The sequence below is a fragment of the Leucobacter shiyiweii genome (genome assembly GCF_052446065.1).
In the GTDB taxonomy this organism is placed as follows: domain Bacteria; phylum Actinomycetota; class Actinomycetes; order Actinomycetales; family Microbacteriaceae; genus Leucobacter.
Window position 1 is genome coordinate 1,666,277 of sequence record NZ_CM127080.1, and the last position, 15,565, is coordinate 1,681,841.

The following is a 15,565-nucleotide window of genomic DNA, read 5'->3' on the forward strand; positions in this document are numbered from 1 at the left end:
TTGCGTGGATGATCTGTGTCATGACGCGGTCACTTCTGCGTCGCTTGATACAGCTATCCGGATTCGGGAGGCTAGGAGGCCCGCGGCAACGAGTCCGATGATCGCCAAGATGCTGGCGACAAAGTACGGAGTATTCCCAGAAAATGCTGGCGCAAACCCGATCCCGAGATAGATTGCTATCCCGGTTGAACCGCCTAGCTGGTCAGCAGCTCTTTGCACTCCGGAAGCGATGCCTGCATCCTGTTCAGTGACACCAGTAACAGAGACATATTGAAGCCCGACGAGACCGAAGCCCATGCCTGCTGCGATCAGGATCATGGCAGGGATCATTGCGGGTGCCGGTGCGTGCAAATGGACGACTAGGGCAATTGATGCCATGGCCAGTGCTGTGAATACAAGGCCAGCAAGGATGCACACGCGAGCACCCCAACGGCCAAGCAAGCGCGGCACGTATGTCACCGCAACTACCAGTGACACAGCCAATGGGACGAGCATGAGCCCTGTGGCGAGCGGGCTCAGGCCCAGACGATCCTGAAGGTAGAACGTGAAGAGCAAGAATGATGTCGACAATGCAGCGCTCAACAGCGCAGTTGACGCGTTTGCCAGTGTTCTCGCACGGTGTCGGAAGAAGCTAATCGGAACCATAGGGTTCGCGGCTTTTCGTTCGAACACGACGAAAAGTGTGCCGCATATGAACGACGCCAGAATCGCGAGGATCCAGATCATCGGATAGCGGCTTGACCCCGCTTCGACGATGCCGAAAACAAAAAGGAGGGGTGTAACCGTGAGCAAGACCGCACCGCGCAGGTCGAGCGGAACGCGTTCAAGTGAGCGTCCGGGCGGAACGAGGAAACTTGTAGCGACGAGAACAATGGCGACAAATGGAATAGCTACCAAGAAGATCGATCGCCATCCCAAGAACTCTGTGATGATTCCGGAAAGTACGAACCCGAGCACCAAGCCACAGCTGGCGACAGCAGCCCATACGCCCAGCGCGCGTGAACGCGGAGTCCCCTCGGGGAACAGCATGACAATAATGGCCATTGCCGCGGGCAGAGCGAGCGCTTCGCCAACGCCTTGAAGAAGTCTCGCCGCAACAAGGATAGGAAATGACCATGCTGTTCCCGCGAGCAGTGAGGCTGCACCGAAAATTGCAGTCCCAGCAAGGAGGATGCGCCGCCGCCCAAACATGTCACCAAGACGACCGCCGAGCATCAGAAGGCCACCACCAGCGATTGTGTACGCGACCACGACCCAGGTGAGCTGACGCTCGCTAGCGCCGAACTCCGCTCCGATCGAGGGCAATGCGACATTAACAACAGTCACATCGATAGCGATAAAAAACTGCAGCATCGCAAGGCAGACCAAGGTCAGCCAAGCGCGCACCGATGAGTCACTTCGGCGCGAAGAAAAAGTATGAAAAGACACTAAAGGCTCCGTTGTTCGAGAATGAACCCCGGGCAGCACAAAACGCCGCTCCGGGTAGATCACGAAGCGTCGGAAACGTTAAAAGAAGGAACGCTCCGCCGCTAGCGGAGCGTCTTCGTTACTGCGACAGCAGTCGCACCTGAAGGACTTGACATACCAGCCACCATACCGGCTGTCTGACCTTCTGTCACAGCAAATCTCGGTGCTGCGTAGCCGCGCAAGCGTTGGAGCTGAAAGTAGCGGAATCTACAACGTCCACGTGTTGCACACCACCGGCCCCACTCATCAGCACATTCGATTCTGCGTGCACGAAGAACAACCTCATAAAATTCGTGCGTTCAATGTGATGGCAGTGCAGGCCGTCTTGTTTCGAGTCGATGGTGGTTCGAAAAAGACGGCCTGCGCCGACTTTGAAATCATGTCGTCTAAGGAACGTCCAGGAGGTACTTCTTCTCGCTTTCACGCATGCGTCCAGCCAGCATCGCGATTAGAGCCAAGGATGGTGGGATGGTCCCCGCGATCACGAAGATCACCGGGATAGGTACTAGCAGTGAAAGTGGCCCTGCGATGGCGATCGAGATGGGCATGAACGCGATTGACACGAAGAAGTCGAGACTGGCGACTCGGCCGATCATGTCGAGCGGCACCAATCGTTGTAATAGCGTTCCCCAGATGACTACGCCCGCTCCAGTAAGCGCTCCCACAATGAACAACGCTGTCAGCATCAGAATCAAATTATCGGCAATGCCGATCACCACGAGCGGAAGTGTGCCACCGCCCCAACATACGATCATGAATGTTAGATAGCGACGAGGGAGTCTCAGAGACGAGACCACCAACGAGCCGATCGCCCCGCCGATGCCGTATGCGGCTAGAAGGAAACCGAAAGTGGCTTCGGCGTCCTCGAACCGCGCACGGGTGAGGAAAGGTAGGAGTACTTCGATGGGGCCTTGAATGATGAGTGCGAGCGAGCACCCGAAGATCAGCGTCCAGAGGAGCCAGCGCGTGTCCATCACATACTTCACTCCCGCCCGGAGGTCTCCCCAGACGCTGGGACGTTCCACCGGTAGCACGGGCTTGGTCACTTCCTGACGTCGACTCAGGAACAAAGTGATGACGAAAGCGACCACATACGATGCCGCGACAACGGCTGCCCCGACGGCAGGGAAGAACAGACCGACGACCATTCCTCCCAGTGCAGGCCCGAGACCCTGCCCCATCGACGGACGAAGAGCACCTTCGAGCCCATTCGCGGCAAGTAGTTCTTCTGGCGGAAGCACCTGGGGCAAATATGCACTGTAGGCCGGATAGAAGAATGCGCTCCCAGCACCCATCGCAAAAGATGCAGCGCCGACATGCCACAACTCGATAGCCCCGCTGAACGACAAAACTGCCGCCGCCGTCATCACAGCGGCGGTGCACCCCTGCACGATGATAATGATGTGCCGCTTGGAGAACCTGTCGGCGACCACGCCCCCCAAGATCGCGAAGGCAAACAGACCAAGACTCATCCCTGTTGCCACTGCCGAGAGCGCAAGCGGACTGTCGTCAAGTGCAAGCACTTGAAAAACCATAACGATCGTCCACATACCGGTGCCGAAGACCTGAATTCCAACTGCGCCGAACAACAGACGATAGTCCCGGGAAGCCAACGGGCGAAGGGCGCGTATACGAATAGGATTCTTTGCGATCATGCCAGCACGTCGCCTTCGGCCCTGGCGGTCAGCTGAAGTTGTGGCCAGCTGGCGACATCGCGTAGGAGTTGCCGGTCATGACTTGACAACACAACAGCGGCTTGAGTTGCCCCGAGCGCAATGGTGAGTTCGTCGACAAGAGTGAAGGAGAGGTGGTTGGTGGGTTCGTCCAGGAGCAGCAGATGAGGGCGTTTCGAGAGCACGAGCGCGAGGTCGAGACGGCGCTGTTGACCCATCGACAGTTCGCCCACACGCTTGCCGGTTTCGCGGGGCCGCAAGAGGCCAAGCTGCGAGAGGCTGACCACTTCCGATTGCAACAGCACTCCTGCAGAGACGAGTGCACCGATATGCGCGGCATAGACTTCGCTCGCCCGCCGGTCCAAAGGTAGTGCGGATTCTTGATGCAGAAACCCTATGCGGGTGCTGCCCGGCCTCTGAATGGTTCCCGTGTCCTGCACAAGCTCGCCGCTGACCACACGAAGCAGCGTCGATTTTCCTGCCCCGTTCGGGCCAGTGACAACGAGTCGGCCACGGTGCGACAGCGTAAACGACACCGACGTTGCCAACCGACCGGCCACACTAACGTTATCGACGCTAAGGAGAGGAGCTCCGGTTCGAGTTGGAAGGTCGGGGAATCGGAACAGCTGCGGTGGCTCAGGCACTGTCACCGGGTGTGCTTCGAGCGCTTCCCGTCGACGATGCACGTTCTGAACGTGTCCACCTGCTCGCGTGGCTCGGCCGTGCTTGTTGGTTCCCTTCTCAGGTCGCCACCCAGAGATGAGTCTGTTTTGCGCGGCGCTGAGACTTTCTTGCAGCCGTGTATGCTCCGCCTGCTGACGCTCGTAATCCTGTTCCCAACGTTCTCTTTCGCTCAGACGCCCCTCCTGATAGCCGGCATACCCGCTGCCGTAGATGCGTGGACGATTATCGGGTGCTGGGTCGAGATCGATGATGGTCTCAGCGATGTCAGACAGCAAGGCTCGATCGTGGCTGACGATAATCACGCCACCACTGCGTGCTCGGAGCTGCGCGGTCAAGAATTCCAGTCCACTTCGGTCGAGATGGTTGGTGGGCTCGTCGAGCAACAGGAAGTCGTCCTCACTGCCAAGGAGACACGCCAACCTCACCCGATACCGTTGCCCCACAGAGAGGTCAGCAAGCAGTCTGGTCATGTCTGTTTCTGCGTCGAGCGCTTCGAGGGCGATCTGCACGCGGCGTTCGGCGTCCCAAGCCTGGATCGCTCCGGCAAACTCCAACGCAGCCGCATATTCCTCTGCAGCTCCTTCTCTGTCATCGGCAAGAGCACTAGCGGCGGCATCAAGCGCCAAGACGGCAGCGCGAGGCACTGCCATCGCCTCCGCAACGGCTTGCCCCACCGTCCGACTGTCAGTGGCGGTCATTTCCTGTTCTGCGAGGCCAAGAGTGCCTGTGCGCTGGACACTTCCGCTATCGGGTGAAAGCACACCAGCGAGCACATAAAGGAGAGTCGACTTTCCACGTCCGTTTTCGCCAACAATTGCGATACGTGATTGGGCCGTAACGGTGAGATCGACGTGATTGAGGACAGGTGTGGCTCCACGCATGAGAGACACATCAGCGAGGGTGAGTTGCGCGCGATGGCGCGCCGGATGTACATAGGTATGGGTAAGCATTCGAATCCTTCGAAACGACGCACCACGAGCTTGAAAGCAAACGGGCACGCAAATGACGGCGACCCCGAAGGGTCAGAAAAAGTGGCCGCCGCCTACTCGGAGCTACTCAACGAGCGCGGTGGGCCTACTTAGCCGTCACAGGAAATATAAATGCATAAGGTCAAGCGTACCGTACGATATCGCGTGCTTCCAGTTGGGGCGTCCGTCGTGCTTCGTCGCCACAAGGCTTGATCAACGTGACACAACCCAATTCCTGCATACGTGGGCGATTCAAAAAACACTTTGGCCGCAGGTGAACGAACCAATATCAGCTGGAACTCGTCGATGTGTCGGCATACCTTCCGTGTGTGACGGTGTCAATCAGAGTTATGGCGGCCGGTGCTGGGTACCGGTACCTACTGAACTCCGTCGTAACCGGTGACGGTGATCGCGATGCTGCTTCGTCCCTAACGAGGTATTACCTCGAATCCGGAACACCACCGGGCAAATGGATCGGATCCGGCATCGGAGGCCTACCTGGCGGAGTCCAACCAGGCAGCGAAGTGCATGAGACTCAGTTGCGTCGGTTGATGGGGTTCGGTCAGGACCCGAACACCGGTGAACAGCTTGGACGTCCCTACCGGAAGTTCGCCACTGCAACGGAGCGTGTCGAGCGTCGTCTCAATCGCCTTACGGTGAATCTCTCTCCAGACGAAGTCGCAGCTCAAATGGTGCTGATCGAGGCTGAGGAAGCGGCGAAGCCGACAGGTGCTCCGGTTGCCGGGTTCGATCTCACCTTCTCCGTTCCCAAATCAGTTTCAACATTGTGGGCAGTCGCCGACGGAGGAACACAGACCCTCATCGCCCGCGCTCACCACGCAGCAATCCAAGACGTGCTCGGGCTGCTCGAACGAGAGGTCGCAGCGACTCGCGTTGGTGCGGCCGGGCCGCGGGGTGCGGTCGCACAGGCCGAGATTCGTGGAGTGATCGCTACCGCCTACGATCACTACGATTCCCGCGCCTCCGATCCACAACTGCACACGCATGTAGTGGTCGCGAACCGTGTCCAGACGGTGCGGGACGGGAAGTGGCGCACACTGGACTCTCGAGCTCTTCACGGGGCGATAACTGGATTATCGGAGCACTACAACGCCGTCCTTACCGATCACCTCGCTGTACTACTTGGCGTTGAATGGGAGGCGCGTGAGCGTGGCGCGGGCAGGTCGACGGCGTGGGAGATCGCTGGGGTCCCACAGAACCTGATGGATGAGTTCTCATCCCGCACCCGAGACATCGAACTCGTCAAGGACCGGCTGGTCGCGGAATACCTCGCCAAGCATGGCCGTCAGCCGTCGGCAAAGTTGTTGTGGCAGTTCCGACAGCAAGCCACTCTCGCTACGAGGCCGCCGAAGGAAACGCACTCGCTGCGTGCGCTGACCCAGGATTGGCGTGACCGGGCCACCCGAGTTTTGGGCGAGGACGCGCCGACGTGGGCATCCGCATTGGTTGCAGGCAGCGTACGAGAACCGTTGCTACGGGCCGACGATATTCCGCTGGATGACCTCCGTCTGGTCGCTGAAGCTGTGGTGGAGCGGGTGGGTGATCGTCGGGCGACGTGGAAGCGCTGGAATCTGCATGCCGAGGCCGTGCGGCAGACGATGGGGCTGCGGTACGCCTCAACTGCGGACCGGGACGCTATCACCGGGCTCATTGTGGATGCGGCCGAGCAAGCATCATTGCGGTTGACGCCGCCAGAGCTTGCGTCGAGCCCGCCCGTTTTTCAGCGAGGCGACGGCACGAGCGTGTTCCATCCGAAAGCCTCGACGGTGTACTCCTCCGAGCAGGTCCTGGCCGCTGAGTACCGGCTCCTCGCCGCCTCGAATACGCGCTCCGCGCCTACCGTTTCACTATCCCTGATAGAGCAGGCAGCACGTTCAAAGAGCGGTAGTGGCCCTGTGTTGTCTGCGGATCAGGAACGCGCGATTGCGAAGATCGGGGTCTCTGGCCGGGTGCTCGACGTCCTCGTAGGCCCAGCAGGAACCGGGAAAACGACCACTATGAGTGCTCTCCGCAGGGCGTGGGAGAAGGACCACGGTGCCGGGTCGGTGGTCGGCTTGGCTCCGTCCGCGGCCGCAGCGGATGTACTCGCCCAGGACCTCGGCATCAGTACCGAGAACACCGCAAAATGGTTGCACGAGCACCGCCGCGGCACCTGGAACCTCACCACTGGTCAGCTGGTGATCATCGATGAAGCCTCCCTCGCGGGGACCCTCGCGTTGGACACGCTCACCGCCCACGCCGCCGACGTGGGCGCGAAGGTACTGCTGGTGGGTGATTGGGCTCAGCTGGCCGCGGTCGACGCGGGTGGGGCATTCGGGATGCTCGTCCGGGATCGTGGCGATGCGCCGGAGCTGTTGGATGTGCGCCGCTTCCGCAACGACTGGGAGAAGCACGCCTCCCTCCAGCTGCGTCTCGGAAACACTGATGTCATCGACACCTACCTCGAGCGTGACCGCGTCACCCCGGGAACCTATGAGGACATCCTCGACGCCGCGTACCAAGCCTGGCTCGCTGACCAAGTTGCGGGGAAAACGTCGGTGCTGATCGCGGAGACCCTCGACACGGTATCCGAGTTGAATACGCGTGCCCGCACCGACCGTATTCTCGCAGGCGAAGTCGCGCTGGAAGGGGTGAAGTTGCATGACGGGAACGAAGCTTCTCGTGGTGATCTAATCATCACTCGCCGAAACGACAGGCGTTTGCCGCTCGGCAGGGGGTGGGTGAAGAACGGCGACCGGTGGGAGGTTGTCCGTGCGGGCAACGACGGCTCCCTCGCCGTGAGGCGGGCGCACTCGAAATGGCGGACCACGATCACACTCCCGGCCACGTATGTCGCCGAGCACGTTGAGCTCGGGTATGCGATCACTGCCCACCGTGCTCAAGGCTCCACCGTCGACACCGCGCACGCGATCGTGCATTCACCAGAGGTAACCCGTGAATCGCTCTACGTCGCGATGACCCGTGGCCGGGAGTCCAACCGCGTCTACGTCGCCACCGATCAGCATCACCTTGAGGAGCATCAGCACCGAGACGATCTGGAGATGAGCGCACGGAGCATCCTCTACGGCATCCTCCAACATGTCGGTGCCGAACAGTCCGCGCACGACACCATCACGACTGAGCAAGAGGCATGGGGTTCACTCGCGCAGCTCGCCGCCGAATACGAAACCATCGCTGGGGAAGCCCAACAATCCCGCTGGGTCACCCTCCTTGAAACCTCTGGTCTGGAATCCGAGGTCATTGATGACCTGGTCGAGACAGACTCGTTCGGGATTCTTACCACCGAACTGCGCCGCCTCGAGGCCGACGGGCACAACATCGAAGCCCTCCTCCCACGAGTGGTCCGCGCAGGCAACCTCACTGACGTGGATGATCTCGGTTCCCTGCTCCGATATCGGATCCAGAAAGTCACCGCGAGCTACCCGCCCGCACCGCGGCAGGCTCCCGGGCTGATCGTCGGCCTTGTCCCACGGGCCACTGGCATCACCGACCCCGTGATGCGGCAGGCCCTTGAAGAACGGGAACATCTCATGCAGAACCGGCTCGATGCACTCACCCAAGAGGTTCTCGAACACTCCGCGCCGTGGGTCGACGTTCTCGACGTCGCCGACCCAGTGGCGCGGGGGCGCGGGGTCGAAGCGGTGGTCGCATATCGAGACCGGTGGGGCATCATCGCCGCCAGTCCTCTCGGGGCAGTCCCAGTCGATGATGCGCAACGCATCGACTATGAACGCACCCGCGCACGCATCTACGGACTAGGAAATTCCGACCAGGCAGCTGGTACGTCCATCATCCGCGAGCAGGACGGACGCACCCTCGGCTGACTCGTAAGCCGCGCCTCGTCACCTCGCCTTCGCCAGCTGCGTCCCGTGGTTTACACGGTCGCCTGGCACGCACACCGCAACGGCAGGTGAACAGACGACGGTGGGGCTACGTCACCCAATGACGCAGCCCCACCGTATCTCCTTTCGGGTGCGAGTTATCCCTTCGTCAGGTCGTCGAGATCCGCTACGAGATCTTCATCGCGGACATATCCGGTGCGTTCCCGATACAGGGCGAGACGGCGGCCGAACCAGAGCGTTGCACCGGTCGCGAGAAGCACCAATGCGGTGATGATCCCGGCCCAGGTCCATCCGGCCCCGGTGACGGCCAGCGACGGTGGTCCGGGCGGTGTGACGGGCTTCTCGACCACCTTCGTGGTCTCACCCTCCGCACCGCACTCGCCGCGATGCAGCTGCTCACCGTCTGGGCTGTAGAGCGTCTCGACCCAGAAGTACGTCCCTGCCCGGTCGAACACCAACTCCGCAGAGGTATATTCGCCGGGACCAGTGACGGTGATCAGCTGATCGTGCGTGTCGAACACCAGAGTGTCCGCCTCACACTCTGCCTTACTGCCGGTTTGCAGGTAGGCCTGGAACGCGAGGACCGTGCCTTCCGGGACGGTCCCTTCCACGATGGCGACATCATGCGCCGGATCACCGAGTGTCGCCTCGGGCACCGCGCGCGTGGTCACTCGGAGATCGGTCGGACGCTCGTGAACGAGGGTGGTTTCCCCAGGAGCACCGATGAACCCTTCCGCGAGTACCTCACCGTCCGGGCCGTGCAGGGTTTCGACCCAGAACACCAGCCCTGCCGCATCCACTGTCGTGGTGCCGGACTCGTACTCGCCAGGCCCCTCGACGGGGATCTCCTCGGAGATGAAGAACGGCTCCAGCTCCTCATCTATGGCGGGTTGCTCCGGGTAGGGGCCGTAAGCGCGGAACACGAGGTACGCGCCTTCGGGTAGATCCCCAGCAACGATGGCAGTGTCGCTGATCGGTTCGCTAACGAACGCTTCCGGTGTCGCCTTTGTCGTCACCGATACCTCCACACTTGGTGCGGGAGGCTGGGGTACGTAGAAGCGTTCGAGGATGTCCGCCGGTGAGGACCGGAACGGCTGCACCCGGTCATCTCCTGCGAAGTCCGAGACGATCACGTAGTAGCCAGGCTGCGTGGGGCGGATCTGGTCCGCGTCCGTGTAGCCGAGCTTGTAGATGCCGTTTCGTGCCGGAGTCGTCAGTGCCGTCAACGTCGGAGCCTCGTCGAGGATCAGATCATCGGTGAGCACTGTGTCGGTGGCGAAGGGGCCATAGACGGTGTGGGTGATGAGATCGAGGTCGCCGCCCCAGTAACCGTCACCGGTGAAGTCGCCATGGTTGTCGGGAAACCCGGCCACTTGGATCGTGTCGAATGCGCGCCCGTTCGGGTGCACGTTGTACTCCCGCACCTCCGACGTCACACTGACCGGCCACCGCACACTGGTCGATTCCAGCGGAATACCGTAGTTATCCGCCCAATCCTCCGCGATGTAATCCCGGTACTCATCGGGCTGGCTGGCCAGGCGCATCTCCCACACCCAGGTCACAAATCCCGCATTCGGGTGCGCCACCGGAGGCGACGTGTATGTCCCTGGGCCGGTCGCGGTGACCTGCACGTGTCCGATCGGTGTTGCGTCGCTGGGCACTCCGGCCTGCTCAAGCGGCGGCAGGGTTCCCGGCACCTGATACGCGATGCCGTCGAAAATCACGGGGATGGGTTCCCCGTCGATGCGCAGCCAGACTCCGTTGGTCGACGACACGGTGATCGTGTCCGTCACCGCATCCCCAGGCAGCGCGAGCCTGGCATCGGTCTGTGAGACGGCTTCAGGTTGGAACGGGGACACATGGGTTTCGGCGACCCGCCCAAACCAGTCGGTGAACGACCCGCGAATGTACTTCCCGTTCTCGCCCTGCGCAGCCTGGTCGATGCCCCACACCCAGGTGTAGAAACCTGACTCACCTGCAGTCAAGGACCCTGACGATGCATATTCGCCCGGCCCCTGATTCAGTAGCAGCGTCTCGGTGCCCACCACGGGTGCGCCGTCTGGTGCGGTCTCGGCTTCGACCGGCTGCTCATCGAACGGCCCATAGAGGGTGCCGTTTGCGGTCAGTTCCACCGGGTGCCCGTCGATGACGATCCAGTGGCCGGTACCGACCGTGGAGACGGTGAGGAGATCGACGAAGCTGTCACCCTCGGCGACATATTTGGAGGCGACCTGAGTGCCGATGACCGGCTGGAAATCCAGTGCGATCCACGGCGACTGCGCGGTAGCGGTCACCGCGGCCGGAGTCCCGTTCGCGAGCAGCCGCTGTTGCCCGGGCGTCTCATACAAGTTCACCCGCGCCCCGAGTCCAGCCGCACTGTACGACGCAGACGCGGACACCCGATACTCCGGAACGCCAGGGGTAGGCTTCCCGACGATCGGGTACGTGCCGGTGGTTAGCGCTTTCGAGGTCGTGCCGTCGGTGAAGGTCGCATCCGTGAGCACCACGTTCCCATTCAAGACGGTCGGTGACACAGTGACGGTGAGGGTGCCGTTGTACTGATCGGCCATCGTGACCGCCACATCAACCGATGGGTTCACCGCATGATTCGCGTTCGCTTCCGCGCGCATGGTCGCGAGGTTCCCAAGCACCGTGGCACGGTTTGCCACAGGAACGCGGCCGATATACCAAGAATCACCGCTCATCCCATGCGAGTTGTACGTGACGGGGTCAGCTTCTGCCCACACATACATCTGCACAGCCGCAGTGATGTCGGGGTTCGTGGAATCGCCCCATTTGGAGAGCACATAGTTCAGCTTCGCCAACGTCGTCGAGGAAAGCTGCTGCCCGGTGTGACTGACCAGTTCGGTGACTGTAGTCGGCCCCGTCGTCATATTCCACGGCGCGGGTGCTCCCGCATCCATGCAGTAGACCTGCCGGCCATCGGACTCAGCGATAAACGCACCGACCGTGCCGGTGGTATTCAGATCGCCATACCCAGGACCGAGTGATGCCGCCGACGCGGGACCGGCGGCGATGATGCCTCCGGTGACGAGCACCGCGGTCGCTGCGAGCAATGACCCGAACTGTCGTAGCCGCTGCCTAAACCGTGCTCGTGGCCGCTCGGGCAGATCGCCCGGGCCTCGGAGCGTCGGGGGTGATTGAGATCGCATTCCATACCTCTTTCTGCACCACACCAGGTGGTTGCCTCCTTGTGAGACGGCAGCAACCCCAGACCGGGGGTGCCACCAGCAGACAGGTACGACACCGCAAAGCTCGACACCGGTTGCCCGGTCGACCAGCCCTACCGGGAACCCCGCTATTCGCGTAGAATCGAGGTAGGCAGGACAAACCACACGCCGAGACGAACTGAAAGGTTCAGCAACGCAGACCGCCCAGAGGATCGGGCACTCACCCACACAGGACCAGCCGGCCACCTGATATTCCGTGTGCGAAAGTGAGACCCAGATCATGCTCCTGACCCGACTGTGGAACGCCAGCATCCGCACCCGTAGATTCCTGCGCCGGTGGATGCCGACAAACATCCTCCTCGACAAAATCCGCACCCGACGCGGCCTGAAATGGGGTATCCCCGCGATGCTCCTCGGCGGTATCTACCTCTTCGCCGCCGCCTACTGCACCACCCTCATCGATCACGGCTGGAGCGAATGGCTCTACTTGGTGTTCTTCCTGCTGCTGTGGAACGGCCTCAAGTTGCTCCTCATGGGACCAGTCAGCCTCGTCCTCCTGGCTCGTGTCCGCTTCCAAGAAGCACGCGCCCGCAGTCACAGTAAGCGAGCTGCGGCAGCATGGGAAGTGGCACCCGTCAGCAACTAACTGGCCTGCCGGTCCGCCAGTCCGCCGGACCGGCGCTACGCGTTTGTGATGTGCAAACGGATTTTTAGAGGGCTCCTCGCCAGCAGGCTCCACAGAGTCAGGGACGACCAAGTCGAGATGCCCAGCGTCGATGAGGTACTCGTGGCCTGGATCGGGGCGGAAGTATCACCGAAAGCGGTGTCTACGAGGCCGGAGAACAATAACCCAATCGAGTTTGCGGTCGCCACGCTAGGCAGAGTCATACTCGGGCCCAAAAACCTGAGTCAACCAAACCCGCAGCACGCCCGAATGCCGCTGCTAGCGTGTCGGTGGCCGCTACGCAGCAGGCGTCTGGTTTGATTGGGTAGAGGCTATTGACGACGACGGCGTCGTGTGTAACAGAGAGTAATAGATGACGAGATCTACGACGCGAATGCAGGACGCAGTTCGCATCCTGATGCTCATCGACAAGGCAGCGGAACCCATCGACGGAGCTGCTCTCGCTGCCTCGGACCCGCCGCTCGCAACCGCAGTCGGAGTCGTGCGAACCCAGGTCCGACTCCAGAAACTCGATTTCTGGGTCCGAAACCCCGACTACCTCGCCAACGAACTCCTCAACGACTACGAAGACGGCGATAAGGACCCCACACTCCTCCAAATAGCGGGCGAAATCCTTGACAGCGAAGAGCCTGAACTCCGCCGCTACCCGATGCTCCGTTATTTGTTCGGCGCGTACGAGGACCTGGAAGACGCCCTCTCGATCCTCCGCCAGGCCGACCTTGTTATCCGCCGGAAAAAAGGCCGCCCGGGCAACATAACGCGCACTGACTACTACCTCACCCAAGCCGGAGAGGCTCTGGCTGCCCAAATCCGCCAGGAATACCCCGAACTCGCCTGGTACTCCACCCGAGCAACACTCGTAGTACTCCTGGCCGACGGACAAGGTGCCACCACCCTCAAAGATCGTCAATACCTCATTGATGAGTACATCAAGACCCCACACGGCGTTCGCATCCCCAGCATCACCGGCCGAGCTCGCCGCCGGATAGCAGATATCAGAGCCAACCTAGAAGGACAGCAGCCATGAGCGTCCCTACCCAAGACGAACTGAGGGCCTTGATTGCGGAGAAGTCCGACCTCCCCATCACAAAAGTCGATGAAGTTCTCACCGGGCAAGGCGTCTCGCTCGTCCCGGTGCCGCCCGTCAGCCGCTCAATTGACATCAGCCGACTCCAATTCAGCGGAACCCGAACGAATACCCAGTGGGATGGCCCGTTCGATGAGACATTTGAATTCCCATACGGCGTCACCGCGCTCATCACGAGCGAGAACCTCCGCGGCAAGTCTTCCGTGCTGGAATTGGTCACCTGGGCCTTGCGTGGCAAACCCAGAGACCTTCGTAGCGACGTTAAACCCTGGTTCGACCGGATCTCTCTTGAGTACGCCATCAATGGCATCTCAATGGCAGTCGTCTTGACCAAAAGCGAATCCGGCTTCGTCGCTGACGTTATCCGCGCCACGGATGCGGCAACTTTGCGCGCCTATCTTGCAGGAGAAGGAAACCCCGCTGCCGTCAACATCGTTGGCTCAGGCATGTCAGAGTCGCAGTTTGCCAACTTCCAGGATGAAACCATGATGTCGCTCCTCGGTTTCGACCCCATCACACACTTCCAGAAACACAATGGCAGTGATCAAGGAGCACCACGAACCAACACTTGGCCCGCATACTACGGCGGAATACACCTTCCGCGGAACTCCGATCTCCTATTTGGCGACACCGTCTTCGCAGGCCTCCCTGCCCGTATCCTTCAGATGTACTGCAACGTGCCTCTCATGGGCACCTACATCCGCCTCAACACACTTGTTCGGGTACAACGCCAGGACGAAGCGAATATCGTCCGAAGAGCTACCGAAGATGCCGCCGCGCGTACCAGCAACCGCGCCTCCATCCAAGCTGAACTCGATGCGCTCGACACCAAATTCAATGCCCTCCCGTCAGCATCAGGCCGCCCCTTTGCTGTCGTTGCCAATGAGCTCAGAGAAGCAGAGCGCGATCTTGACACCGCTAACGCAGAAAGCCGAGACGCTGGCCGCACCTTCGACGAAGCTAAAGCGGCGCGACAAGAAGAGGTACTCCGCGCTAGCCGCAGCCGTGAGACCGAACTTGCAGAACTCCTATTCCAGGGACTCAACCCAGCTCACTGTCCTCGATGCGAGCAGAAGTTCGAGGCCAAACGCACTCAACGCGAACTCAGCGACCACGAGTGCGCCGTCTGCACCAAGGAAATCCCCACCGGTGCTCACCATGAAGACGACAGCACTGACGACAACGAAGACGCGGCCAACTCACTCGAAGCGCTCGCAGCCGCAGAGGAGGCGGCCCAGGAAAGCTCCGTCTTTGCCTCCGCAGCCGCAAAGAAGGTACATGATCGTGTCACCGCCCTCGCTGCCGAACTCACTACCGCCAGTCAGGCCGACGAGTTCAACGACCGATTTCGAATTCAACTCGAACAATCCCGATTGGCTGGTCGCCTGGAAAGCTTCCCTGAGGGGAAAAGCACTACCGAGTCTTCCGAAACTATCCGTGTCCTCGAGGCCACCCTTGACATCCTCAAGGACGTCACGACCGAGGAAGCTAGCGAACTCTTCATCGAACTCGACTCCGAAATTCTCGCTATCGGACGCAAGCTCGGAATCGACAATCTCGACTCAGTGAAGCTCAATCGCAACGGGGGAATGAGCGTTGTCACCGCCGGCGTCGAAGACTCCTTCAAGAATCTCAGCGGCGGCGAACGTGTCCGACTACGCGTGGCCGTCATTGCCGCGCTCTTGCGCATCGGTCACCGCTCCGGAGTAGGAAGCCACCCAGGACTTATTCTCCTCGACTCTCCCGGCGACGAGCTCACGGCCGATGCCGAAACAACTCTCCTCACCGAGCTCGATTCCCTCAAGAGCGAGCTCCCAACCCTCCAGGTCCTCGTCGCTTCCGACGATCCGTCCGCAGTTCAGGGCCACCTCGCCGCCGACCAAATCTACGCCAGCCTTGATGGAGGGCCGCTCTGGTGACCGCCTTCAAACTGACCACTGCGACCAC

The 15,565-nt window shown here is 60.9% G+C and carries 8 protein-coding genes; 4 read left to right on the plus strand and 4 right to left on the minus strand.

Annotation, left to right across the window (positions count from 1 at the left end; translation table 11 throughout):
- Positions 1 to 18: 18 nt before the first annotated feature.
- From ACTNFJ_RS07750 to ACTNFJ_RS07760, 3 genes are all read right to left on the minus strand, one after another.
- Entirely contained in the window at positions 19 to 1,428 is a 1,410-nt protein-coding gene (locus ACTNFJ_RS07750) for an MFS transporter (protein WP_363838579.1), read from the minus strand.
- A gap of 425 nt (positions 1,429 to 1,853) precedes the next feature.
- Positions 1,854 to 3,122, minus strand: coding sequence for an MFS transporter (locus tag ACTNFJ_RS07755; RefSeq protein ID WP_183664401.1), 1,269 nt, complete (start codon positions 3,120 to 3,122; stop codon positions 1,854 to 1,856).
- Positions 3,119 to 4,774, minus strand: coding sequence for an ABC-F family ATP-binding cassette domain-containing protein (locus ACTNFJ_RS07760; protein WP_435905795.1), 1,656 nt, complete (start codon positions 4,772 to 4,774; stop codon positions 3,119 to 3,121). The genes ACTNFJ_RS07755 and ACTNFJ_RS07760 overlap by 4 nt, the downstream gene beginning before the upstream one ends.
- A 368-nt stretch (positions 4,775 to 5,142) precedes the next feature.
- Between ACTNFJ_RS07760 and mobF the strand changes: the two genes are divergently transcribed.
- A complete protein-coding gene (gene mobF, locus ACTNFJ_RS07765; RefSeq protein WP_221244750.1) occupies positions 5,143 to 8,637 on the plus strand; it encodes a MobF family relaxase in 3,495 nt (1,164 codons plus the stop codon).
- Positions 8,638 to 8,792: 155 nt separating this feature from the next.
- On the opposite strand, the gene ACTNFJ_RS07770 is transcribed toward mobF, so the two are convergent.
- Positions 8,793 to 11,828, minus strand: coding sequence for a hypothetical protein (locus ACTNFJ_RS07770; protein WP_435905796.1), 3,036 nt, complete (start codon positions 11,826 to 11,828; stop codon positions 8,793 to 8,795).
- Between the two features lie 298 nt (positions 11,829 to 12,126).
- Between ACTNFJ_RS07770 and ACTNFJ_RS07775 the strand changes: the two genes are divergently transcribed.
- The 3 genes from ACTNFJ_RS07775 (at position 12,127) to ACTNFJ_RS07785 (ending at position 15,537) form a co-directional block, all read left to right on the plus strand.
- Positions 12,127 to 12,492, plus strand: coding sequence for a sulfate permease (locus ACTNFJ_RS07775; RefSeq protein ID WP_183664411.1), 366 nt, complete (start codon positions 12,127 to 12,129; stop codon positions 12,490 to 12,492).
- A gap of 391 nt (positions 12,493 to 12,883) precedes the next feature.
- Positions 12,884 to 13,558 (plus strand): hypothetical protein, encoded by a 675-nt coding sequence (locus ACTNFJ_RS07780; RefSeq protein WP_206348524.1) that lies wholly within the window; start codon positions 12,884 to 12,886, stop codon positions 13,556 to 13,558.
- Positions 13,555 to 15,537 carry an ATP-binding protein gene (locus ACTNFJ_RS07785; protein ID WP_183664413.1) on the plus strand — a complete coding sequence of 661 codons (1,983 nt, stop codon included), beginning with the start codon at positions 13,555 to 13,557 and terminating at the stop codon, positions 15,535 to 15,537. The genes ACTNFJ_RS07780 and ACTNFJ_RS07785 overlap by 4 nt, the downstream gene beginning before the upstream one ends.
- The last annotated feature ends 28 nt before the right edge of the window (positions 15,538 to 15,565 follow it).

Excerpts from the sequence above, each read along its gene's own strand:
- ACTNFJ_RS07760 (WP_435905795.1), bottom strand. The coding sequence starts at position 4,774 with ATGCTTACCCATACCTATGTACATCCGGCGCGCCATCGCGCGCAACTC.
- ACTNFJ_RS07755 (WP_183664401.1), bottom strand. The coding sequence starts at position 3,122 with ATGATCGCAAAGAATCCTATTCGTATACGCGCCCTTCGCCCGTTGGCT.
- ACTNFJ_RS07770 (WP_435905796.1), bottom strand. The coding sequence starts at position 11,828 with ATGCGATCTCAATCACCCCCGACGCTCCGAGGCCCGGGCGATCTGCCC.
- mobF (WP_221244750.1), top strand. The coding sequence starts at position 5,143 with ATGGCGGCCGGTGCTGGGTACCGGTACCTACTGAACTCCGTCGTAACC.
- ACTNFJ_RS07780 (WP_206348524.1), top strand. The coding sequence starts at position 12,884 with ATGACGAGATCTACGACGCGAATGCAGGACGCAGTTCGCATCCTGATG.
- ACTNFJ_RS07775 (WP_183664411.1), top strand. The coding sequence starts at position 12,127 with ATGCTCCTGACCCGACTGTGGAACGCCAGCATCCGCACCCGTAGATTC.
- ACTNFJ_RS07785 (WP_183664413.1), top strand. The coding sequence starts at position 13,555 with ATGAGCGTCCCTACCCAAGACGAACTGAGGGCCTTGATTGCGGAGAAG.